General features: G+C 66.8%; 23 protein-coding genes. 7 read left to right on the top strand and 16 right to left on the bottom strand.

Annotated features, from left to right (window positions below):
• Positions 1-18: 18 nt before the first annotated feature.
• Together gatA and gatC are read right to left on the bottom strand one after the other, a co-directional pair.
• Positions 19-1500 carry an Asp-tRNA(Asn)/Glu-tRNA(Gln) amidotransferase subunit GatA gene (gatA, locus tag ACFOMP_RS16630; protein WP_289893191.1) on the bottom strand — a complete coding sequence of 494 codons (1482 nt, stop codon included), beginning with the start codon at positions 1498-1500 and terminating at the stop codon, positions 19-21.
• On the bottom strand, positions 1497-1784 hold the full coding sequence (gatC, locus tag ACFOMP_RS16625) for an Asp-tRNA(Asn)/Glu-tRNA(Gln) amidotransferase subunit GatC (RefSeq protein ID WP_289893189.1): 288 nt from the start codon (positions 1782-1784) through the stop codon (positions 1497-1499). The genes gatA and gatC overlap by 4 nt, the downstream gene beginning before the upstream one ends.
• A gap of 142 nt (positions 1785-1926) precedes the next feature.
• Here gatC and ACFOMP_RS16620 point away from each other — a divergent pair, with 142 nt between their 5' ends.
• A complete protein-coding gene (locus tag ACFOMP_RS16620; RefSeq protein ID WP_379032553.1) occupies positions 1927-2619 on the top strand; it encodes a metal-dependent hydrolase in 693 nt (230 codons plus the stop codon).
• 90 nt (positions 2620-2709) lie between these two features.
• Here the strand turns inward: ACFOMP_RS16620 and ACFOMP_RS16615 are convergent, their stop codons facing one another.
• From ACFOMP_RS16615 to ACFOMP_RS16555, 13 genes are all read right to left on the bottom strand, one after another.
• Positions 2710-3546, bottom strand: coding sequence for an urea carboxylase-associated family protein (locus tag ACFOMP_RS16615; RefSeq protein WP_289893187.1), 837 nt, complete (start codon positions 3544-3546; stop codon positions 2710-2712).
• Positions 3547-3728: 182 nt separating this feature from the next.
• Positions 3729-3890, bottom strand: coding sequence for a hypothetical protein (locus ACFOMP_RS16610; protein WP_289893186.1), 162 nt, complete (start codon positions 3888-3890; stop codon positions 3729-3731).
• Between the two features lie 128 nt (positions 3891-4018).
• Complete coding sequence (locus tag ACFOMP_RS16605) at positions 4019-4801, bottom strand: succinate dehydrogenase iron-sulfur subunit (RefSeq protein ID WP_019352677.1); 783 nt, start codon at positions 4799-4801, stop codon at positions 4019-4021.
• A 69-nt stretch (positions 4802-4870) separates the two neighbouring features.
• Positions 4871-5161 (bottom strand): hypothetical protein, encoded by a 291-nt coding sequence (locus ACFOMP_RS16600; protein WP_379032548.1) that lies wholly within the window; start codon positions 5159-5161, stop codon positions 4871-4873.
• 23 nt (positions 5162-5184) lie between these two features.
• On the bottom strand, positions 5185-5535 hold the full coding sequence (locus ACFOMP_RS16595; protein WP_289893183.1) for a hypothetical protein: 351 nt from the start codon (positions 5533-5535) through the stop codon (positions 5185-5187).
• The gene (gene sdhA, locus ACFOMP_RS16590; RefSeq protein ID WP_289893182.1) at positions 5535-7337 is read right to left on the bottom strand and encodes a succinate dehydrogenase flavoprotein subunit; all 1803 of its coding nucleotides are present in this window, start codon (positions 7335-7337) and stop codon (positions 5535-5537) included. Before sdhA ends, ACFOMP_RS16595 begins: the two co-directional genes overlap by 1 nt.
• Before the next feature lie 9 nt (positions 7338-7346).
• A complete protein-coding gene (gene sdhD / locus ACFOMP_RS16585; protein ID WP_019352759.1) occupies positions 7347-7736 on the bottom strand; it encodes a succinate dehydrogenase, hydrophobic membrane anchor protein in 390 nt (129 codons plus the stop codon).
• A 16-nt stretch (positions 7737-7752) separates the two neighbouring features.
• Positions 7753-8145, bottom strand: a complete 393-nt coding sequence (gene sdhC / locus ACFOMP_RS16580; protein ID WP_289893181.1) for a succinate dehydrogenase, cytochrome b556 subunit — start codon at positions 8143-8145, stop codon at positions 7753-7755.
• A 314-nt stretch (positions 8146-8459) separates the two neighbouring features.
• On the bottom strand, positions 8460-9494 hold the full coding sequence (locus tag ACFOMP_RS16575) for a MaoC family dehydratase (protein ID WP_379032543.1): 1035 nt from the start codon (positions 9492-9494) through the stop codon (positions 8460-8462).
• Positions 9495-9503: 9 nt separating this feature from the next.
• The gene (locus ACFOMP_RS16570; RefSeq protein WP_289893179.1) at positions 9504-9710 is read right to left on the bottom strand and encodes a DUF1737 domain-containing protein; all 207 of its coding nucleotides are present in this window, start codon (positions 9708-9710) and stop codon (positions 9504-9506) included.
• Position 9711: 1 nt separating this feature from the next.
• Complete coding sequence (locus ACFOMP_RS16565) at positions 9712-10254, bottom strand: NnrU family protein (protein WP_379032540.1); 543 nt, start codon at positions 10252-10254, stop codon at positions 9712-9714.
• Between the two features lie 45 nt (positions 10255-10299).
• Positions 10300-11139, bottom strand: a complete 840-nt coding sequence (locus tag ACFOMP_RS16560; protein WP_379032537.1) for an HpcH/HpaI aldolase/citrate lyase family protein — start codon at positions 11137-11139, stop codon at positions 10300-10302.
• Positions 11140-11219: 80 nt separating this feature from the next.
• Positions 11220-11954, bottom strand: coding sequence for a sulfite exporter TauE/SafE family protein (locus tag ACFOMP_RS16555; protein ID WP_289893175.1), 735 nt, complete (start codon positions 11952-11954; stop codon positions 11220-11222).
• Between the two features lie 187 nt (positions 11955-12141).
• Between ACFOMP_RS16555 and mdh the strand changes: the two genes are divergently transcribed.
• Complete coding sequence (gene mdh, locus ACFOMP_RS16550) at positions 12142-13104, top strand: malate dehydrogenase (protein ID WP_289893174.1); 963 nt, start codon at positions 12142-12144, stop codon at positions 13102-13104.
• Positions 13105-13170: 66 nt separating this feature from the next.
• Here mdh and ACFOMP_RS16545 read toward each other — a convergent pair whose 3' ends face one another.
• Positions 13171-15714 (bottom strand): beta strand repeat-containing protein, encoded by a 2544-nt coding sequence (locus ACFOMP_RS16545; protein WP_379032533.1) that lies wholly within the window; start codon positions 15712-15714, stop codon positions 13171-13173.
• A 332-nt stretch (positions 15715-16046) separates the two neighbouring features.
• Between ACFOMP_RS16545 and sucC the strand changes: the two genes are divergently transcribed.
• The 5 genes from sucC to ACFOMP_RS16520 all read left to right on the top strand — a co-directional run.
• Positions 16047-17240: an ADP-forming succinate--CoA ligase subunit beta gene (gene sucC / locus ACFOMP_RS16540; protein WP_289893172.1), complete on the top strand. Its 1194-nt coding sequence runs from the start codon at positions 16047-16049 to the stop codon at positions 17238-17240.
• A 4-nt stretch (positions 17241-17244) separates the two neighbouring features.
• Positions 17245-18129 carry a succinate--CoA ligase subunit alpha gene (gene sucD, locus ACFOMP_RS16535; RefSeq protein ID WP_289893171.1) on the top strand — a complete coding sequence of 295 codons (885 nt, stop codon included), beginning with the start codon at positions 17245-17247 and terminating at the stop codon, positions 18127-18129.
• A gap of 182 nt (positions 18130-18311) precedes the next feature.
• A complete protein-coding gene (locus ACFOMP_RS16530) occupies positions 18312-19475 on the top strand; it encodes a glycosyltransferase family 2 protein (RefSeq protein ID WP_379032529.1) in 1164 nt (387 codons plus the stop codon).
• A gap of 20 nt (positions 19476-19495) precedes the next feature.
• Positions 19496-22462, top strand: coding sequence for a 2-oxoglutarate dehydrogenase E1 component (locus ACFOMP_RS16525; RefSeq protein WP_289893168.1), 2967 nt, complete (start codon positions 19496-19498; stop codon positions 22460-22462).
• A gap of 1 nt (position 22463) precedes the next feature.
• Positions 22464-23058 (top strand): biotin/lipoyl-containing protein (locus ACFOMP_RS16520; RefSeq protein WP_379032526.1); only part of this gene is annotated, 595 nt, incomplete at its 3' end.

The raw sequence follows: 23058 nt of genomic DNA, 5'->3' as shown, positions 1-23058 counted from the left end.
TCTCCCGTTTGAAGCCGGTCACCACCAGCGCGAGGGTTTCGCCGTGAAGCCTGCCGCAGATTCGAGGGCCTGCGCAAGGTTCAACAGGTTGCCCTCGTCCCAGGGGCGGCCGATCAGCTGCATGCCCAGCGGCAGGCCCTGCTTGTCCAGCCCCACCGGCACCGAGATGCCCGGCAGCCCGGCAAGGTTCACGGTCACGGTGAAGACGTCGTTCAGATACATCTCGACCGGATCCTTGCCCGCCATCTCGCCCAGGCCGAAGGCGGCGCTGGGGGTGGCCGGGGTCAGGATCGCGTCGATGCCCTCGGCATAGGCCTGGTCGAAGTCGCGCTTGATCAGCGCCCGCACCTTGCGGGCGCGGTTGTAATAGGCGTCGTAGAAGCCCGCCGACAGCACATAGGTGCCGATCATCACCCGGCGCTGCACCTCGGGGCCGAAGCCTTCGGCACGGGTCTTTTCATACATCTCGACGACGCCGTCGCCGGCACCCAGCTTCGCGCGGCGGCCGTAGCGCACCCCGTCATAGCGCGCCAGGTTCGAGGAAGCCTCGGCCGGGGCGATGACATAATAGGCCGGAAGCGCATATCTTGTATGCGGCAGGCTGATATCTACAACTTCCGCGCCGGCATCGCGCAGCATCTCGGCCGCCTGGTGCCACAGCGCGTCGATCTCCTCAGACATGCCCTCCATGCGGTATTCGCGCGGAATGCCGATGCGCTTGCCGCGGATGTCGCCGGTCAGCGCCGCCTCGTAATCGGGCACCGCGCGCTCGGCGCTAGTCGAATCCTTGGGATCGACCGAGGCCATGGCGCCCAGCATGATCGCGGCGTCGCGCACCGATTTCGTCATCGGCCCGGCCTGGTCCAGCGAACTGGCGAAGGCGATCACCCCCCAGCGGCTGACCCGGCCATAGGTCGGCTTCAGCCCCACCGTGCCGGTGAAGGCCGCCGGCTGGCGGATCGAGCCGCCGGTATCGGTGCCGGTCGCGGCCAGGCACAGGTCGGCGGCCACCGCCGCCGCCGAACCGCCCGAGGAGCCGCCCGGCGTCAGCCGGCGTTCGTCCACCTTCCACGGGTTCACCACCGGGCCGTAGCAGGCGCTTTCGTTCGAGGATCCCATGGCGAATTCGTCCATGCTGAGCTTGCCCAGCATCACCGCGCCCGCATCCCACAGATTCTGCGTCACCGTCGATTCATATTGCGGCAGGAAGCCTTCGAGGATCCGGCTGGCCGCCTGCGAGGGCACTGCCCTGGTGCAGAACAGGTCCTTGATGCCCAGCGGGATGCCGCACATGGCCGGCGCCTCGCCGGCCGCGATGCGCTTGTCGGCCGCCTCAGCCATCTGGCGCGCCTTTTCCGGGGTCTTGTGGGAATAGGCGTTCAGCGCGCCCGCCGCCTCGATGGCGCCCAGACAGGCTTCGGTCAGCTCAGCGCTGGTGAACTCGGCCTTGCGCAACCCGTCGCGGGCGGCCGAGATGGTCAGTTTGTTCAGATCGCTCATTCCACCACCTTCGGCACGGCAAAGAAGCCCTCGCGCGCATCGGGCGCGTTCTTCAGGATCAGCTCCTGCATCTCGCCATCGGTGACGACGTCCTGGCGGCGCTTGAGGCGCATCGGTTCGACGCCGGTCATCGGCTCGACGCCTTCGACATCGACCTCGTTCAGCTGTTCCATGAAATGCAGGATGCCGTTCAGCTCCTGCGCCAGCGCGGGCAGGTCGGCGTCCTTGACCGCAATCCGCGCCAGATGCGCGACCTTGCGGGCTTCGTCCTCGGTGATCGCCATGAGAGGCTCCTTTCGCTTGCGCCGGGTTTTACCGGGGCGGCCGGGGCGGGGCAAGCACCCGCGCGGGCGGAACTTGCGGCGGAACTTTACGCCCGCCGCCCGGCTTGGCAGGATGCGGCAACGCAAGCAAAGGAGCCTTCCGATGAAACTGACCTGGCTTGGCCATTCCGGCTTCCGGCTGGAGATCGAACAGGCGGTGATCCTGATCGACCCCTGGCTCTCGGGCAACCCGATGTTCCCCGAGGACAGGCGGGACGAGGCGATCCGCGGCGCCACCCATGTCCTGCTGACCCATGGCCATGGCGACCATACCGGAGACACGCTGTCGATCGCGCGCGAGCTGAAGATCCCGGTGGTCGGCATCTACGACCTGATCAACACCTGGCAGACGCATCAGGACATCGAGGGCATCGGCTTCAACAAGGGCGGCACCGTCGATCTGGGCGGCGCCAGGGTGACGATGGTCAATGCCAGCCATAGCTCGTCCTTCGACGGCAACGAGGGGCCGGTCTATGCCGGTCACGAATCCGGCTACATGATCGCCGGCGAAGGGCATGTGATCTATGTCTCGGGCGATACCGACATCATGGCCGACATGGAATGGATGGGCGAATACCATCGGCCCGATATCGGCATTCTCTGCGCCGGCGGGCATTTCACCATGGACATGGAACGCGCGGCCTGGGCGGCGCGGAAATATTTCGACTTCAAGACCGTGATCCCCTGCCACTACCGGACCTTCCCGCTGCTGGCGCAGGATGCCGAACCGCTGAAGGCCGGCCTGCCCGGCGTGCAGGTGATCGAGCCCGAGGTGATGCGGCCGATCACGCTCTGACGCGTTTCCGGCGCAAGCCGCTGCGGGCTTTGCGCCCGGACATGCGCGGGATCCAAGCCGCTGCAGCCCTCCGGGCGCATGGCCGAAACGCTACTCGGGCCAGCGATAGCCGCTGGGGCGGGGCTGCGCGCGCGCCGCGGGCCGGGCCGGCGCGAAGATCTCGACCAGCAGCGGATGGCAGGCGGCGGCGTCGCTGGAATGCTCGCTGCCGCAATCGCCGCCCGGACAGGCGGACAGCCCGCCGATCAGGTCGATCTCGGCGAAGAACTCGATATGGTCGCCGGGGCGCACCGGGCTCGCCTTCATGAAATACTGCCCGGTGTCGCGGGTGAAGCCGGTGCACATGAAGACGTTCAGCACGTCATGCACCAGCGGCTCGGCCTCGGCGCGCGGCAGACCCAGTTCGGCCATCAGCGCGTTGACCAGGTTGGAATGGCAGCAATGGTGGTAATCCTGCCCGTGCAGCAGGCGATGGGTATAGGGATCGCAGCGCGTGCCGATCACGTCATGGACCGAGCCGCCATATTCGTCGATGCCGTACCATTCCAGCGTGTCCTCGGTCACGGTGGCCAGCGGGCGCAGGTTGGGAAAGTTCGACCACATGCGGTCGCCGCGCGTCAGATGCGTGCCATGCAGCGCCCGGGTCTTGCCGGAATAGAACCGCTCGCGCGGATCGGCGGCGGACCACAGGTTCAGATCGCCGACCTGCGGCCCCTCGACGCTGGTGATGCGGAAGAAATGCCCGGCCGGGACATGGAAGCAGCGCGCCTCGCGCGGCGGCACCAGGCATTCGCCGGATTTGCGGGCGGTCAGGCGCACCGCCTGCAAACCGAGCAGGTCCGGGTCGGGAAGCGTGTGGTTCGGATAACAGATGACCGGGCGGACGGCTCGGCGCTCGGCGGCGTCTTCGGGAATGGTTCGGATCATGGCGCGGATGCTATGCGCGCGTCCACGGCAGCGCAAGCGCGCGCTGCCCCATGGGTATTTGGACAACAGAGAAGCGAGGCGCCGCCTTGCCGGCTTCTCTGTTGTCCAAATACCCAAAAAACAAAAGCGCGGCCGGGAAGCCGCGCCGGAAGGCCCGCGAGACGCGGGCGGGTGACCGGGCCTCAGGCGGCGCGGCGGATGTCGGCTTCAAGCGGCAGCGGGTCGAAGCTGAAATAGCCATACATCTGCTCGAGAACGGCCAGGGCGGCACGGCTCTCGGCCTTGGCCGGTTTCAGCATGGTCAGGTTGGCGGTCGGTTTCCGGGTTTCGGCTTGGGATGTCATCTGGGAATCTCCGGGTCGCATTGTGCTCTCCCCGCCGAAAAGATAACGCCGCGACGCAGAAAAATCCAGTTCTGCGACGCGGCGTCAATCGGTATGTCACGGCATACCGGCCATGACCGGCCTGCAGATCAGACGATCCGATCCACCATCATGTGCTTGATCGAGGCGATGGCCTTGGCCGGGTTCAGGCCCTTGGGGCAGGTATTGGTGCAATTCATGATCGTGTGGCAGCGGTAGAGCTTGAACGGGTCTTCGAGCGCGTCCAGCCGCTCGCCCGTGGCCTCGTCGCGCGAGTCGATGATCCAGCGATAGGCGTGCAGCAAGGCCGCCGGGCCCAGATAGCGGTCGCCGTTCCACCAGTAGCTCGGGCAGGCGGTCGAGCACGAGGCGCACATCACGCATTCATAGAGACCGTCCAGCTTCTTGCGGTCCTCGATCGACTGGCGCCATTCCTTGTCCGGGGTCGGCGTCTCGGTGATCAGATAGGGCTGGACCGAGGCGTGCTGGGCATAGAAATGCGTCAGGTCCGGCACCAGGTCCTTGACCACCGGCATATGCGGCAGCGGATAGATGTTCACGTCCTTGCCCTTGACCTCGTCGATGCCGAAGATGCAGGCGAGGTGGTTGCCGCCGTCGATGTTCATCGCGCAGGAACCGCAGATCCCCTCGCGGCAGGAGCGGCGGAAGGTCAGGGTCGGGTCAATCTCGTTCTTGATCTTGATCAGCGCGTCCAGCACCATCGGCCCGCATGTGTCCAGGTCGATGAAATAGGTGTCGATGCGCGGGTTTTCCCCGGTGTCCGGGTCCCAGCGATAGACGTTGAAGCGGCGGACATTCTTGGCGCCCGCCGGCTTCGGCCAGGTCTTGCCGACCCGCATGCGGCTGTTCTTGGGAAGGGTAAGTTGGACCATTGGGTAACTCCTGGTGGTCAGAGCGCCGCCTTGCGACGGCCCGTCATGCGGTGGGCTTGGGCCGGGGCGTCAGCGCGCCCTCCAGCCGGGTTGTTCGTAGAGCGGCCGCGTCGGCATCTGGCCCGAGCGGCGCTGCACGCATTCCTGGAAAATCTGCGACGGATCGCGGCCCATGACATAGTCGGACGAGATGCCGACCTCGATGAAGCCGCCCCGCACGCCTTCGGAGCCGACGCCGAAGCCGGCCCGGGTCCGGGGGCCAAGCGCGTCGCGCGCGCTGTCGCGGCAGATGCGCTCGGCCTGGTCGACGGGCAGCGGCGCGCAGGCGGCCAGGCCCAGCATCGCCGGGGCCAAAGCCATCAGAACGCGCCGCGCCCCCGGCATCACGCCCGCTTGGCCGCGGCGGCGGCGCCGGCGATGCATTGCGAGGTCGCCGGACGGCCGACGATGGCCGCGACGGCACCGCTGGCATTGGCGCTGTCGGCGATGCCGGCCAGTTCGGCCGTGGTCGCGTTCTGCATCACGCAATCGGTATAGGGCGCGACATTGGCGCCGGGCAGGCGCCGGGCCATCTCGCGGTTCACGACCACCCGGGCCGAGGAGCGGACGGCCGCATCGGGCGCCGGGGTGGCGATCGGCGGAACCGGCCCGGGGGCGGGTGCCATGCCGGGATTCTGCACCACGCAGCCCGAAAGGGCCAGCGCGGCGGCGGTCAGGATCAGGGGAAGACGCATCAATAAACCCTCGCTTTGGGTGCGATCTTTTTCAGGTCGATCCCGCCCTCGTCCTGGGTCGTCAGGGGTTCAAGATGAACGGGCCGATAGGCCAGTTTAACATCGTTGCCTTCGACCCAGGCAAGCGAGTGCTTGCGCCAGTTGGCATCATCCCGCTCGGGCCAGTCCTCGTGGGCATGGGCGCCGCGGCTTTCCTTGCGCGCCTCGGCGCCGACGATGGTGGCCAGCGCGTTGGGCATCAGGTTGGTCAGTTCCAGCGATTCCATCAGGTCGCTGTTCCAGATCAGGCTGCGGTCGGTGACCTTGAGATCGTCCATCTTGGCGGCGATGCGCGTCATCTTCTCGACGCCCTCGGCCAGGGTCTTGTCGGTGCGGAACACCGCGGCGTCGGCCTGCATGGTGCGCTGCATCTCCAGCCGCAGCTCGGCCGTCGGCACCGCGCCATTGGCGTTGCGGATGCTGTCGAAGCGGTCCAGCGCCTTGTCCACCTGTTCCTTGTTGGTCGAGGGGATCGCCGCCTTGCGGTCGATCACCTGGCCGGCGCGGATCGCCGCGGCGCGGCCGAAGACCACCAGGTCGATCAGCGAGTTCGAGCCCAGCCGGTTCGCGCCATGGACCGAGGCGCAGCCGGCCTCACCCACCGCCATCAGGCCGGGGAACACGGCGTCGGGGCTTTCCTCGGTCGGGTTCAGCACCTCGCCCCAATAGTTGGTGGGGATGCCGCCCATGTTGTAATGCACGGTCGGCAGGATCGGGATCGGCTCGCGCGTGACATCGACGCCGGCGAAGATCTTCGCCGATTCGCTGATGCCCGGCAGCCGTTCGGCCAGGCTTTCCGGCGGCAGGTGCATCAGGTTCAGGAACATGTGATCCTTGTGCGGGCCGACGCCGCGCCCTTCGCGGATCTCGATGGTGATGCAGCGGCTGACCACGTCGCGGGACGCCAGATCTTTGTAGGTCGGGGCATAGCGTTCCATGAACCGCTCGCCTTCCGAGTTGGTCAGGTAGCCGCCTTCGCCGCGCGCGCCCTCGGTGATCAGGCAGCCCGAGCCGTAGATGCCGGTCGGGTGGAACTGCACGAATTCCATGTCCTGAAGCGGCAGGCCGGCGCGCGCCACCATGCCGCCGCCGTCGCCGGTGCAGGTATGGGCCGAGGTGGCGCTGAAATAGGCGCGGCCATAGCCGCCGGTCGCCAGCACCACCATCTTGGCGTTGAAGACATGGATGGTGCCGTCGTCCAGCTTCCAGCACACCACGCCGGTGCAGGCGCCGTCGGTGATGATCAGGTCGAGGGCGAAATATTCGATGAAGAACTCGGCCTTTTCCTTCAGCGACTGGCCATAGAGCGTGTGCAGGATGGCGTGGCCGGTGCGGTCGGCGGCGGCGCAGGTGCGCTGCACCGGCGGGCCTTCGCCGAATTCGGTGGTGTGGCCGCCGAAGGGACGCTGATAGATCTTGCCCTCCTCGGTGCGGCTGAACGGGACGCCGTAATGCTCCAGCTCGTAGACCGCCTTCGGGGCCTCGCGCGCCAGATATTCCATGGCGTCGGTGTCGCCCAGCCAGTCCGAGCCCTTGACGGTGTCATACATGTGCCACTGCCAGTTGTCGGGGCCCATGTTCGACAGGCTGGCGGCGATGCCGCCCTGCGCCGCGACCGTGTGCGAGCGGGTCGGGAACACCTTGGTCACGCAGGCGGTGCGCAGCCCCTGTTCGGCCATGCCCAGCGTCGCGCGCAGGCCCGCGCCGCCGGCTCCGACGACCACGACATCGTATTCGTGCGTTTCGTATTTGTAAGCAGCCATGGCGGAACCTCAGACGACGACGATCGCGCCAAGACCCATCCGGGCCAGCGCATAGACGGCGGCGGCGATCACCGCCCAGCCGAAGATGACGGAAAAGATGATGGCCGCCTTGCGCGTGCCACCCTGGAAATAGTCGTCGATCATGATCCGCGTGCCCTTGATGAAGTGGACCATGCCCACGATCACGAACAGCGCGGTGATGAGCGCCGGGAAGGGCCGGCCGAAATAGGCCAGGAACTGCTCGTGCGGCAGGCCGATGGCGCGGGCGACGACGATCATGAACAATGGCGTCAGCACGGTCAGCGCCACGGCGCTGACGGTCATGGCCCAGTGATGCTGGGTGCCTTCATGGGCCGAGCCAAGGCCTTCGGCGGCTTTGCGGGGGGTGATGTAACGCATGATCCCTGCCCTTTCCTCAGAACGCGAAGAAGATGATCAGCGTCAGCACGGCCAGCACGACCGAACCGGCGATCAGCGCCTGGCTGGACCGCTCGGCCTGCCGGATCTCGAGCCCGTAGCCGGCATCGTAGAACAGATGGCGCAGCCCGGCGAGCAGGTGATACCACAGCGCCCACATCGAGCCGGTCAGGATGATGAAGCCGAGCCAGGACCGCACCACCCAGTCGGCGCAGGCGAAGGCGCCGGGCGAGGCCACGGCGGCGACCAGCCACCAGACGATCAGCACGATCCCGGCGACCAGGGCGTGTCCGGTGATGCGGGTCATGATCGAGGTGATTGCGGCAAGTGGCAGGCGATAGACCTGCAGATGCGGTGACAGTGGCCGGTTGCCCCGGTTGACGTCAGCCATGATGCGCTCTCCTGCGTTCAGGCCCCGCACGCGACGGCTGGCGGCGAGGGCTGGCCGAAATTTGGTTTGCTTTTAGCCGTCTTGTTGCATCTGTCACGGGCGGAAACCAGACCGAAGCCGGATATGCGGAAGATTTTCCGGTTTTGTGATCACGCAAACGCCGGCTGTGATCACACGATCCTTCCCGACAGCGGAAATGATGCCGGTCTCACGCCGGACTCGGCCGGTCCGCCCGGATGGCCGAGAGTTTCTGTCATGTTCCGCCCGGGCAGCGGGCCGATTCGTCAACCGTCGGACGTGGCGCTGCGGGCCGGTCATTTCGGCATCAGGGCCCAGTAATCCAGATCCAGCAGCACCTGCGGCGGGTACTTGCCGTCCCCGGTCTTCAGCACCTGATCACCGGCCGGGCCCTTGTGGGCGACCAGCCGCAGACGGATCGCGCCGATGCCCGGCGCATGGGTGTCGGCCTTGTCCAGCACCTCGGACCAGGCACGGATGGTGTCGCCGGCAAAGCAGGGATTGGCATGGGCGCCACCGTTCAGCGCCACGATCATCTGCGCATTGGCCAGCCCGTTGAAGCTCAGCGCGCGGGCCATGCTGATGACATGGCCGCCATAGATCAGCCGCTTGCCGTCCTCGCGCGCCGTCACGTCGAAATGCACCTTGGCGGTGTTCTGCCACAGCCGGGTGGCCAGCATGTGTTCGGCCTCCTCGACGGTGACGCCATCGACATGGTCGATGATCTCGCCGACCTGGTAGTCGCCCCAGCGATGCGGCTCGCCGGCCAGATCGAAATCGTATTGGGCGAAATCCATGCCCTCGGGCACCACCAGATCGGCGGGCGCGACCGCCTTCGCCAGGTCCGGCACCACCGGCTCGGGCGCCGGGGCCGCGGCGTCGCGCTTGCGCACCATGACCCAGCGCACATATTCCAGCACCACCTCGTCGAGCTGGTTCAGCCCGCGCGTGCGCACATAGACCACGCCGGACTTGCCGTTCGAGTTCTCGCGCAGGCCGATCACCTCGGATTCCGAACGCAGCGTATCGCCCGGCCAGACCGGCTTCAGCCAGCGGCCCTCGGCATAGCCCAGATTGGCGATGGCGTTCAGGCTGATATCCGGCACCGTCTTGCCGAAGACGATGTGAAAGGCGATCAGGTCGTCCATCGGGCTGCCCTCCAGCCCCGAGGCCGCCGCGAACTCGTCCGAGGAATAAAGCGCGTGCCGCGCCGGATAGAGCGCGTGGTACAGCGCGCGCTCGCCCTCGGCCACGGTGCGGGGGACGGCATGGCGGATCACCTGGCCGATGTGGTAATCCTCGAAGAAGCGGCCCGGATTGGTCTTGCTCATGACGGTCCCTTACTGTTGGCCCAGTTTCATCTCGGGGTGATAGTCGGCCTCGATCTCCTTGGTGACGGCCTGGGCGCAGCGCATCACGCCGCGCGCCGCGTCGAAGGCATAGGCCGGGGCGCCATGCAGCGCCCAGCCTTTCGCCAGCGCCTCGCTGACCTTGTGGCAGAAGGCCGAGGTGTCGTCCTCGGTCAGCAGGCGATAGATCTTCGGCATGTCAGCCTCCAAAGGGATTATAGCCCAACCAGGCGTGGATCAGCCCCACGACCAGCATGACGATCAGCGCGCCGACCACCGCCATCGCCTCCTTGCGGGCCGGGAACGGTCCGGCGGGCGGGGTCCAGCGCGGCTCGGCGCGGTTGATGACCGCCATCTCGACCAGCGCCCAAAGCAGCAGGCCGCCGAACAGCACGAAGCTGGGCAGGTCGCCGTTCGGCACGAGATGCGCAAAGGCCCAGAGCGCGAAGCCGGTCAGTTGCGGATGCCGCAGGCGGCGGGTGATACGGGTCTTCATGCCGTCGGCGGCGAACAGGTAAAACGCCGCCAGCACCAGCAGGTTGTTGACGCCCTTGAGCGGCGCCGAGGCACCCCACCAATAGGGCCCGTCGGTCATGCGATAGCCGACCACCATCAGCACCACCGACAGCAGCAGCAGCCCCGCGACGCCGCCACGGCCCAGCCGGGCGCGGGCTTGCGGCGCCAGGCGCTTGAGCAGATGCGCACCCCACCACAGGGCGAGGCCAAGGATCAGGATCAACATCTGGCTATTCCTTTCCGCTGGATGTTAATGGCCCTTACTTTGCCATCACCCTGCCAGTTCGGCAATCGCCGCCGCCTTGGCCAATGTGGCCCGCGCCGTCTCGACATGCAGGTTCTCGACGATCTTGCCGTCCACCACCGCGACGCCCCTGCCCTGCCCGCTGGCCTCGTCGAAGGCCTCGATCTGACGGCGGGCCAGTTCCACCTCCGAGGCCGAGGGCGCGAAAACCTCGTTGGCGATGGCCAGTTGCGCCGGGTGGATCAGCGTCTTGCCGTCGAAGCCCATGTCGCGGCCCTGTTCGCATTCGGCGCGCAGGCCATCCTCGTCCTTGAAGGCGTTGAAGACGCCGTCGACGATCACCCGGCCATGCGCCCGCGCTGCAAGCAGGCACAGGCCCAGCCCCGGCATCATCGGCAACCGGTCGGCGCGGAAGCGGCTGTTCAGTTCCTTGGCCAGGTCATTGGTGCCCATGACCATGCCCTGCAGGCGCGGATGCGCGGCGATCTCGGCGGCGTTGAGCATCCCTGCCGCCGTCTCCATCATCGCCCAAAGCGGCGTATCGGGCACCAGCGCCGCCACCCGGTCCAGATCGGCGCCGCAGCTGACCTTGGGCACCAGCACCGCATCGGCGCCGGCGGCAAAGGCGCGGGCATCGCCCTCGCCCCATTCGGTGTCCAGCCCATTGATGCGCACGATCCGGGCCCGGCCGCCGTAATCAGCCAGCAGCGCCTTGGCCAGAAGCTCACGCGCGGCGAGCTTTCCCGACGGCGCCACCGCGTCCTCGAGATCGAAGATGATCGCATCGGCCGCCAGCGTCTGGGCCTTTTCCATGGCCCGCGGATTGGCGGCCGGAATATAGAGGACGGAGCGGTAGGGACGGGTCATCGGGGCCTCGCGTAATAATCTTGCGCGAAACTGCCCGGAAACGACCCGAATCGCAAGCACTCATTTGCCGCGCTGCGGCATCAGATCCCGTCCCAGATCAGCTTGGCCGAAACCAGCATCAGCGCCCAGGTGATGAAGCCGTAGAAGACGCGCGGCGACATACGCCTGACCAGCCACAGCCCGGCCAGCACCCCCAGCACGCCGGGCAGCATCAGCACCGCCGCCACCGCCAGGTTATGCGCCGAAAGCTGGCCCAGCATCGCATAGGGAATCAGCTTCACCGCATTGCAGATGGCAAAGAAGATGGTCGTGGTCCCGGCATAGGTCATCGGCGTCATGCGCAGCGGTTGGGCATAGACCTGATAGGGCGCCGCCCCGGAATGCGACACGAAGCTGGTATAGCCCGAGACCACGCCCCAAAGACTGCCCGCCCCCCAGCGCGGCGGCCGGGCGCTGCCGTTCACATGGCTGCGCAGCAAGGCGTTCAACGCGAAAGCCAGGCCGATCACCCCGACGATCAGCCCGACCTGCGCATCGTTGACGTGACGCGCGGTGGCCCAGCCCAGCCCGATGCCGGTGATCGCCCCCGGCACCACGGTCCGCAGCACCCGGGCGTCGAAATCGCGCCGGAAGGCGATCAGCCCGCCGATATCCGAAACGATATAGACCGGCAGCAGGATCCCCGCCGCCTGCACCGGCGACATGACCAGCGCCATCAGCGGCACCGAGATGGTGCCGACCATGGACAGCCCCCCCTTGGCCAGCCCGATGGAAAAGGCGGCGACCACCGCCAGCACCCAGCCCAGCATGTCCATGCGCGCGCTCCTTCGGCCTTTGCACGCAGCAGTAAGCCAGGGCGGGCGGCTCCGCAACGCAGGAGGGGTCTGCCTGTTAGCGCTTGACATGGGGCGATTTCATCCGTCGCGCCGCAGGCAAGGCTTGCGATTCCCATTCCAAGGGACTAGGCCACCGCCCGAACCATGATGGAAATCGGAGGTTACCATGGCCCGACCCAAGATCGCACTCATCGGCGCGGGGCAGATCGGCGGCACGCTGGCGCATCTGGCCGCGATGAAGGAACTGGGCGACGTCGTCCTGTTCGACATCGCCGAGGGCACCCCTCAGGGCAAGGCGCTGGACATTGCGGAATCGGGCCCGTCCGAGGGCTTCGACGCCGTGCTGAAAGGCACCAACGACTATGCCGACATCGCGGGCGCCGATGTCTGCATCGTCACCGCCGGTGTGCCGCGCAAGCCGGGCATGAGCCGCGACGACCTGCTGGGCATCAACCTCAAGGTCATGAAATCCGTGGGCGAGGGCATCAAGCAGCACGCCCCCAACGCGTTCGTGATCTGCATCACCAACCCGCTGGACGCCATGGTCTGGGCGCTGCGCCAGTTCTCGGGCCTGCCGCATGAAAAGGTCGTCGGCATGGCCGGCGTGCTCGATTCGGCGCGCTTCCGCCACTTCCTGTCGCTGGAATTCGGCGTCTCGATGCGCGACGTGACCGCCTTCGTGCTGGGCGGCCATGGCGACACCATGGTGCCGCTGGCCCGCTATTCGACCGTCGCCGGCATCCCGCTGCCCGACCTGGTCAAGATGGGCTGGACCACGCAGGAGAAGCTGGACGCCATCGTGCAGCGCACCCGCGACGGCGGCGCCGAGATCGTCGGCCTGCTGAAGACCGGCTCGGCCTTCTATGCCCCGGCCACCTCGGCCATCGAGATGGCGGAAGCCTATCTCAAGGACCAGAAGCGCGTGCTGCCCTGCGCGGCCTATGTGGACGGCGCCTATGGGCTGGACGGGCTTTATGTCGGCGTGCCGACCGTGATCGGCGCCAAGGGCATCGAGAAGGTGATCGACATCAAGCTCGACAAGGACGAACAGGCGATGTTCGACAAGTCGGTCGACGCGGTGAAGGGCCTGGTCGCCGCCTGCAAGGGCATCGACGCCACCCTGGCCTGAGCCGGACCGCACCGGAACGGACAACCCCGCGGGTCGCGCCCGCGGGGTTTTTCTTGCGCGCTCGCCCTAGATGAAGACGAAATCCGAAGCGTTCAGCGCCCCCGCCTGCACCCCGGCCAGGGTGATCGAGGTGCCGCCGAAGCTGACCACGGCATTGCCGCCCGCCTGGGTGACGGTCAGGTCGTCGAAACCGTCGTAGCGCTGGCCCTGCCAGTTGCCCGAGACGATGCGGATCCGGTCCAGCCCGTCCTGCCAGTCGGTGATCCGGTCGACGCCGTTGCCGACCGCGAAGACGAAAGCGTCCGCCCCAGCGCCGCCGGCCATGAAATCGTTGCCGGCGCCGCCGGTCACCACGTCATTGCCGACACCGCCGAAAAGCGTGTCGCTGCCGGCGCCGCCCTGCAGCACGTCGTTGCCCCCCAAGCCCTCCAGCCGGTCATGGCCGCCGCCGCCGTTCAGCCGGTTGTTCACGCCATTGCCGACCAGCCGGTCCCCGTAATTCGAGCCGTTCACCGCCTCGATCCCCAGCAGCAGGTCGCTGCCATGGCCGCCGCCGATCGCCTGGGCCGTGGTCAGCCGCAGGTCGACGCGGATGCCGCCGGTGGCATTGCCATAGCCGGCGGTATCGAAGCCGGCGCCGCCGTCCAGCCGGTCGTTGCCGACCCCGCCGTTCATCAGGTCGTTGCCAAGGCCGCCGAACAGCTGGTCATGGCCGCCCAGCCCGTTGAGCACGTCGTTGCCGGCAGCGCCGTTCAGCACGTTGCCCACCACGCTGCCGGTGATCGCATCGGCAAAGCGCGAGCCGTTGACGTTCTCGATATTCGTCAGCGCATCGGTGCCCTGCCCGCCGCCGATGACCTGGGCCGAGGTCAGCGACAGGTTCACCCGCACGCCGCCGCCGGCCGCGCCATAGCCGACCAGGTCGATGCCGGCGCCGCCGTCCAGCCGGTCGTTGCCGGCACCGCCGAACAGCAGGTCACGCCCGGCCCCGGCATCGACATAATCGCTGCCCGCATAGCCGACGAAGATGTCGTTGCCGTCCTGCAGATAGATCGTGTCATAGCTGACGGTCTGGCGGATGCCGCTGATGTCGAAGACATCGTTGCCGCCGGTGCCTGCGATATCGTAGATCGAGAAGTCCAGCGTCTCGGTGCCGATCACCTGGGCGGCGGTCAGGGTCAGCCGGGCCACGGTCACGTCGCTGGTCAGCCGGATCCGGTCGGCGCCGGCGCCGCCATCATAGACGTCCTGCCCGAAATCGGTGCCGCCGATATAGAAAGTGTCGTCGCCGGTGCCGCCGATCAGCCGGTCATTGCCGGTGCCGCCGGTCAGGTAGTCGCTGCCGGCCCCGCCATTCAGCGTATCCACCCCCGAGCCGCCATTGACCTCGTCGCTGCCGGCATAGCCGACGAAACTGTCGTTGCCGTCCGACAGATGGATCCAGTCATAGCTGACGGTGTAGGTGATGCCGCTGATATTGAAGACATCGTTGCCGCCAGTGCCCTGGATGTCGTAGATCGAAAAGTCCAGCGTCTCGGTGCCGATCACGTTGGCGGCGGTCAGCTGCAGGCGCGAGACGGTGATATCGCCGGTCATCCGGATCCGGTCTGCGCCTTCGCCGCCATTATAGACATCCAGCCCGAAATCGGTGCCGCCGATATAGAAGGTGTCGTCGCCGGTGCCGCCGATCAGCCGGTCATTGCCGCCGCCGCCGGTCAGATAGTCGTTGCCGGCGCCGCCATTCAGCGTATCCGCCCCCGAGCCGCCATCGGCCTCGTCGCTGCCGGCATAGCCGATGAAGCTGTCGTTGCCGTCCGACAGATGGATCCAGTCATAGCTGACGGTGTAGGTGATGCCGCTGATGTCGAAGGCATCGTTGCCGCCGGTGCCGCGGATGTCGTAGATCGAGAAATCCAGCGTCTCGGTGCCGATCACGTTGGCGGCGGTCAGCTGCAGACTGGCCACGGTCACGTCCCCGGTCAGCCGGATCCGGTCCGCGCCTTCGCCGCCGTCATAGACATCCAGCCCGAAATCGGTGCCGCCGATATAGAAGGTGTCGTCGCCGGTGCCGCCGATCAGCCGGTCATTGCCGCCGCCGCCGGTCAGATAGTCGTTGTCGGCGCCGCCATTCAGCGTGTCCGCCCCCGAGCCGCCATCGACCTCGTCGCTGCCGGCATAGCCGATGAAGCTGTCGTTGCCATCGTAAAGATAGATCCAGTCGTAGCTCACCGTGTAGGTGACGCCGCTGATGTCGAAGACATCGTTGCCGCCGGTGCCGCGGATATCGTAGATCGAGAAGTCCAGCGTCTCGATGCTGGTCAGATGGTTGCCGTTCAAGAGCAGGCTGGAGACGGTGACATCGCCGCTCAGCCGGATGCGGTCGTCACCGTCGCCGCCGTCAAAGACGTCCTGGCCGAAATCGCTGCCGACGATATAGAAGGTGTCGTTGCCAGAACCGCCATGCATGGTGTCGTTGCCGCTACCGCCGGTGATGGTGTCGTTGCCGCTGCCGCCGGTGATGGTGTCGTTGCCGCCGAGTGCATTTATGACATCGGCATCCGCGGTTCCCACAAGGGTATCCGCCGCGTCGGTTCCGTTAATGGTCGCCATGACAAGTCTCTCGTTCAATCAAATAAGGAATGGTGCGGGAAATACCGCCCATCGCGTCGCGCTTGTCAAAGGGAAATGCCGCGCCGGGCGGGGTTTTGGCAGGCTTTTCCGCAGGTCACGGGAATCGTTTCGCGGCCGCCCCGCCCGGCACCCGCCGGAGCCCGCCGGCCTTGCCGGCAGCCTCTGTCCTGGGTTTTGTGATCGCAGGGTCGAAGGCTGTGATCACAAAACCGCAAAACCACGCAATTTTCCGCAAGGCGCCGCGCATAGGGCTTTAGAGCCCAGGGCGGATGTGGCACAAGCCCGCCAACCGATAACTGCGGGGAAGTAGCATGAACATCCATGAATACCAGGCCAAGGCGTTGCTGCGCCAATACGGCGCGCCGGTCTCCGACGGGCGGGTGGTGATGAAGGCCGATGAGGCCAAGGCGGCGGCGGGGGAACTCGACGGTCCGCTCTGGGTCGTCAAGGCGCAGATCCATGCCGGCGGCCGTGGCAAGGGTCACTTCAAGGAGAAGGAAGCCGGCGAGAAGGGCGGCGTGCGCCTGGCGAAATCCGTCGCCGAGGCCGAAGAGCTGACCCGCCAGATGCTGGGCCGCACCCTGGTCACCCACCAGACGGGCGAGACCGGCAAGCAGGTCAACCGCATCTATATCGAGGACGGCTCGGATATCGAGCGTGAGCTCTATCTGGCGCTGCTGGTCGATCGCGGCACCTCGCGCATCAGCTTCGTCGCCTCGACCGAGGGCGGCATGGACATCGAGGAAGTCGCGGCCTCGACCCCGGAAAAGATCGTCAGCTTCAGCGTCGATCCGGCCTCGGGCCTGTCGGATTTCCACGGCCGCCGCGTGGCCTTCGCCCTGGGTCTGAAGGGCACGCAGGTCAAGCAATGCGTCCAGCTGGTCAAGAACCTGTATCGCATGTTCATCGAGAAGGACATGGAGATGCTGGAGATCAACCCGCTGATCGTGATGAAGGACGGCAACCTCAAATGCCTCGACGCGAAGATGGGCTTCGACAACAACGCCCTCTATCGCCAGTCCGACGTGTTGGCGCTGCGCGACGAGACCGAGGAGGATCCCAAGGAACTGGCCGCCTCGAAATTCGACCTGAACTACATCGCGCTGGACGGCGAGATCGGCTGCATGGTGAACGGCGCCGGTCTGGCGATGGCCACGATGGACATCATCAAGCTGTTCGGGGCCGAGCCGGCGAACTTCCTTGACGTCGGCGGCGGCGCCACCAAGGAAAAGGTCACCGAGGCGTTCAAGATCATCACCTCGGACCCGAACGTGAAGGGCATCCTGGTCAACATCTTCGGCGGCATCATGCGCTGCGACATCATCGCGGAAGGCATCATCGCCGCCGTGAAAGAGGTCGGCCTGCAGGTCCCGCTGGTCGTGCGCCTGGAAGGCACCAACGTCGAGCTGGGTAAAGAGATCATTTCGAAATCCGGCCTGAACGTGATCGCGGCCGACGACCTGTCGGACGCGGCGCAGAAGATCGTGAAAGCGGTGAAGGGATAAGAAGATGGCCGTTCTCGTCAACAAAGACACCAAAGTCATCTGCCAGGGCATCACCGGCTCGCAAGGCACCTTCCACACTGAACAGGCGATCGCTTACGGCACCAAGATGGTCGGCGGCGTGACCCCCGGCAAAGGCGGGTCCGAGCATCTGGGCCTGCCGGTCTTCAACTCGGTCCACGAGGCCGTCGCGAAAACCGGCGCCAATGCGACCGCGATCTATGTCCCGCCGCCCTTCGCGGCCGACTCGATCCTGGAAGCCATCGACGCCGAGATCCCGCTGATCGTCGCCATCACCGAGGGCATCCCGGTCCTTGACATGATGAAGGTCAAGCGCGCGCTGCAAGGCTCGAAATCGCTGCTGATCGGGCCGAACTGCCCCGGCATCATGACGCCCGACGAATGCAAGATCGGCATCATGCCCGGCAGCATCTTCAAGCGCGGCTCGGTCGGCGTCGTGTCGCGTTCCGGCACGCTGACCTATGAGGCGGTCAAGCAGACCTCGGACGTGGGCCTTGGCCAGTCCTCGGCCGTCGGCATCGGCGGCGACCCGATCAAGGGCATGGAGCATATCGACGTGCTGCGCATGTTCCTGGACGACCCCGAGACCGAGTCGATCATCATGATCGGCGAGATCGGCGGCTCGGCCGAGGAAGAGGCCGCCGAGTTCCTGGCCGAGCAGAAGCGCAAGGGCAAGTGGAAGCCGACCGCTGGCTTCATCGCCGGCCGCACCGCGCCGAAGGGCCGCCGCATGGGCCATGCCGGCGCCATCGTCTCGGGCGGCAAGGGCGACGCGGAATCCAAGATCGAGGCCATGAAATCGGCCGGGGTCGTGGTCGCCGACAGCCCGGCGGGCCTGGGCGAGGCGGTGCTGAAGGCTCTCGGCCGGTAACGTCTTCGCAAGACTTTTGACTTAGGCTTGGCCCCCGCCTACCTTCAGGGGGCCTCGCCGAACCCATGCAAGCCAGGTGCCAGATTGGACGTCCTTCGTCGCCAGATCGTCGCCAGACCCGCCGGGGCATCGTCTTGTCCTCGCCGCGGGCGACCTGCCGGCCAGCCGCTGCGAGGGACGAGATGAGCGCCCCTGCCGCCGCCGCCCTGCCCGACGCGCCGCCGGTCCAGGCACGGGATTGGGCGCTTTGCGTCGCGACCTACAATCGCGGCGACATCCTGCGCGAATGCGTCCGCCACGCGCTGGCTTCGGACGAACCCCCGGCCGAGATCGTCGTCGTCGATGCCAGCACCGACTGGCAGGCGAACCGCTCGGGCGTCGAGGCGGCGATCGCCGAGGCCGGCGGTTGCCCGCTGAGCTATGCGCCGGCGCTGCGCCGTTCGCTGACCGTCCAGCGCAACCAAGCCATCGCCATGGCGCGGGCCGACATCCTGTTCCTGATCGACGACGATGCGCTGCTGCATCCCGTCTGCGCCGGGCGGATCATGGCGCATTACCGCGCCGATCCGCAGGGCCGCATCGTCGCCATCTCGGCCTGCGATACGCCCCTGCCGCACGAGCCGGCCGCGGACGGCGCGCTCAAGCAGACCAACCGGGCCGGGGCGCTGGTCTCGGGCCGGCCGGCGGCGCTGCAACGCGGCATCGACTTCGCCCTGCGCCACCTGCTGATGATCCCCGCCGATCAGCGGTTCCTGAGCTATGACCGGCCCGAGCGGCGCTATTCCGGCGACACCTCGCTGCCGCCGGATCTGGTGCGGGTCGCGTTCATCGTCGGCTTCGCGCTGACCGTCCGCCGCGCCGTCGCCCTGCGCGAGCCCTTCGACGAGGGGCTGGTCGGCAGCGCCATCGCCGAGGATCTGGACGCGAGCTATCGCTTCGGCCGGCACGGCCTGCTGGCCTTTGCCGCCGACGCGCCGATCCGGCATCTGCAAGCGGCGGCGGGCCGGGACCGGCGCCGGGTGAACACGGCGCTGGCGCTGCTCAACATCGCCTATTTCGTCCGCCGCCAGTCAGAACGGCAGGGCCGCGACTTCGCCCGCTATGCGCTGTGGTACCTGCGCATGACGCTGGCCGAACTGCCCAAGGATCTGGCCGGCGGCCGCTGGGATCTGCCGCAACTACGCGGCGCCCTGCTGGCCGGCCGCAGCCTGCCCGCCCTGCTGCGCCGGCCCCGCGCCGGCCTGCCCGAATGGTATCAGGACCACCAGACAAGGCTCATGACCGGCGCGCCGCGCGGCCGTGGCCGGAACCATGCAACCGCCCCTGATCAAGGCGGGAACCGATAGAATTTCCCGGAGGCAATCCAATGAACGATCAATCCCCCAACTCGGCCTTCCACGATTCAAGCTTCCTGCAAGGCCACAACGCCGCCTATGTCGAGCAGCTCTACGGCCAATGGGCGCAGAACCCGGCGGCGGTGGATCAGGCCTGGGACGCCTTCTTCCGCAGCCTGGGCGACGAAGAGGCCGTGGTCACGCGCGAGGCCAAGGGCGCCAGCTGGCGCCGCACCGACTGGCCGCCGCTGCCGTCGGACGACAACACCGCGGCGCTGACCGGCGAATGGCCGATGCTGCCCAAGGCCGATGCCAAGGCGGCGCTGGACAAGATCGCCGCCAAGGCCGGCGAAAAGGGCGTCAGCCTGACCGACGAGCAGCTGAAGCGCGCCGTGCTGGACAGCGTCCGCGCCATCATGCTGATCCGCGCCTTCCGCATCCGCGGCCACCTGCATGCCGATCTGGATCCGCTGGGGATGCGCGACGTTCCCGACCACGGCGAACTGAAGCCCGAGACCTACGGCTTCACCGCCGCCGACCTGGACCGGCCGATCTTCATCGACAACGTGCTCGGCCTGCAGATCGCCACGATCCGCCAGATCACCGACCTGATGAAGCGCACCTATTGCGGCACCTTCGCCATCCAGTTCATGCATATCTCGAACCCCGAGGAAGCCGCCTGGCTGAAGGAGCGGATCGAGGGCTATGGCAAGGAGATCGCCTTCACCCGCGAAGGCCGCCGCGCCATCCTGAACAAGCTGGTCGAGGCCGAGGGCTTCGAAAAGTTCCTGCATGTCAAGTACATGGGCACCAAACGCTTCGGCCTTGACGGCGGCGAGGCGCTGATCCCGGCCATGGAGCAGATCATCAAGCGTGGCGGCGCGCTTGGCGTCAAGGACGTGGTGATCGGCATGCCGCACCGCGGCCGCCTGTCGGTGCTGGCCAACGTCATGGGCAAGCCCTACCGCGCCATCTTCCACGAGTTCCAGGGCGGCAGCTACAAGCCCGAAGACGTGGACGGCTCGGGCGACGTGAAATACCACCTCGGCGCCAGCTCGGACCGCACCTTCGACGACAATACCGTGCACCTGTCGCTGACCGCGAACCCCAGCCACCTGGAGGCGGTGAACCCGGTGGTGCTGGGCAAGGTCCGCGCCAAGCAGGACCAGCTCTCTGACCAGACGCATCGCATGGCGGTGCTGCCGATCCTGCTGCATGGCGACGCGGCCTTTGCCGGCCAGGGCATCGTCGCGGAATGCTTCCAGCTTTCCGGCATCAAGGGCCACCGCACCGGCGGCTGCATCCATATCGTGGTGAACAACCAGATCGGCTTTACCACGGCGCCGCATTTCAGCCGCACCTCGCCCTATCCGACCGACATCGCGCTGATGGTCGAGGCGCCGATCTTCCACGTCAACGGCGACGACCCCGAGGCGGTGGTGCATGCCGCCCGCGTGGCGACCGAGTTCCGGCAGAAGTTCCACAAGGACGTGGTCATCGACATCTTCTGCTATCGCCGCTTCGGTCACAACGAGGGCGACGAGCCCATGTTCACCAACCCGGCGATGTACAAGGCGATCAAGGGCCACAAGACCACGCTGCAGCTTTACACCGACCGGCTGGTCGCCGACGGGTTGGTGCCCGAGGGCGAGATCGAGGAGATGAAGGCCGCCTTCCAGGCGCATCTGAACGAGGAGTTCGAGGTCGGCAAGAACTTCAAGCCGAACAAGGCCGACTGGCTGGACGGCAAGTGGTCGGGCCTGGCCGCGGAATCCGAGGAATACGCCCCGGGCCAGACCGGCATCGCCCCCGAGACCATGGCCGAGATCGGCACCGCGCTGACCCGGGTTCCGGACGGCTTCGACCTGCACCGCACCGTCGGCCGGCTGCTGGAATCCAAGAAACAGATGTTCGAGACCGGCAAGGGCTTCGACTGGGCGACCGGCGAGGCGCTGGCCTATGGCTCGCTGCTGGTCGAGGGGCATCCGGTGCGGCTGTCGGGCCAGGATTCGACCCGCGGCACCTTCTCGCAACGCCATTCCGCCTTCATCGACCAGGCGACCGAGGAACGCTTCTACCCGCTGAACCACATCCGCGGCGGGCAGGCGCGTTACGAGGTGACCGACTCGATGCTGTCGGAATATGCGGTGCTGGGCTTCGAATACGGCTATTCGCTGGCCGAGCCGAACACCCTGACCCTGTGGGAGGCGCAGTTCGGCGACTTCGCCAACGGCGCGCAGATCATGTTCGACCAGTTCATCAACTCGGGCGAGAAGAAATGGCTGCGCATGTCGGGCCTGGTGGTGCTGATGCCGCATGGCTACGAGGGCCAGGGCCCCGAGCACAGCTCGGCCCGGCTGGAGCGCTGGCTGCAGATGTGCGCCGAGGACAACTGGATCGTGGCGAACTGCACGACCCCGGCGAACTATTTCCACATCCTGCGCCGCCAGCTCAAGCGGCCGTTCCGCAAGCCGCTGATCCTGATGACGCCGAAATCGCTGCTGCGCCATCCGCTGGCGATCTCGACGACCGAGGACTTCACCACCGGATCGAGCTTCCACCGCGTGCTGTGGGACGATGCCGAACGCGGCAATTCGCAGCTGGCGCTGAAGCCCGACAATGAGATCCGCCGCGTGGTGATCTGCTCGGGCAAGGTCTATTACGATCTGCTGCAGGCGCGCGATGCCGCCGGGACCGACGATGTCTACCTGATGCGCCTGGAGCAGTTCTACCCGTTCCCGGCCCAGGCGATGTCGAAGGAGCTGGAGCGCTTCAAGGATGCCGAGATCGTCTGGTGCCAGGAAGAACCCAAGAACATGGGCGGCTGGACCTTCGTCGAGCCGAACATCGAATGGGTGCTGTCGCGCATCGGCGCCAAGCACGGCCGCGCCCGCTATGTCGGCCGCGCCGCCGCCGCCTCGCCGGCGACGGGCCTCGCCTCGCGCCACAAGGCCGAGCAGGAGGCGCTGGTGACCGAAGCCATCACGATCGGTGCCTGAGATGGCCGTGGAACTACGCGTCCCCGCGCTTGGGGAATCGGTATCCGAGGCGACCGTGGCCACCTGGTTCAAGAAGCCGGGCGACCGCGTCGCCGTCGATGAGATGCTGTGCGAGCTGGAAACCGACAAGGTGACGGTCGAGGTGCCCTCGCCCGTCGCCGGCAAGCTGGCCGAGATCGTCGCCCCCGAGGGCGCGGTGGTCGCGCCCAACGCCCTGCTCGCGCAGATCATGGAAGAGGGCGATGCGGGCCCCGAGGAAATGTTGCCCAAGGCAGATGCGGGCACGAAAGCCCAGGAAGGACAGAAGAAGATGAGCGGAAAATCCGTCGACGTGATGGTGCCCACCCTGGGCGAAAGCGTGACCGAGGCCACGGTGGCGACCTGGTTCAAGAAGGTCGGCGACACGGTCGCCCAGGACGAGATGCTGTGCGAGCTGGAAACCGACAAGGTCTCGGTCGAGGTGCCTAGCCCCGCCGCCGGCGTGCTGGCCGAGATCCTTGCCCCCGAGGGCGCGACGGTCGAGGCCAGCGCCCGGCTGGCCATCGTCACCGAAGGCGCGGCCGGCGCTGCAACCGCGGCCAAGGCCGAGGCCCTTG

The organism is Paracoccus simplex, from assembly GCF_042648325.1.
GTDB classification, from domain to species: Bacteria; Pseudomonadota; Alphaproteobacteria; order Rhodobacterales; family Rhodobacteraceae; genus Paracoccus; species Paracoccus simplex.
The sequence above is the reverse complement of the archived record's forward strand: the minus strand, read 5'-3'. Positions and strand labels throughout refer to the sequence as shown.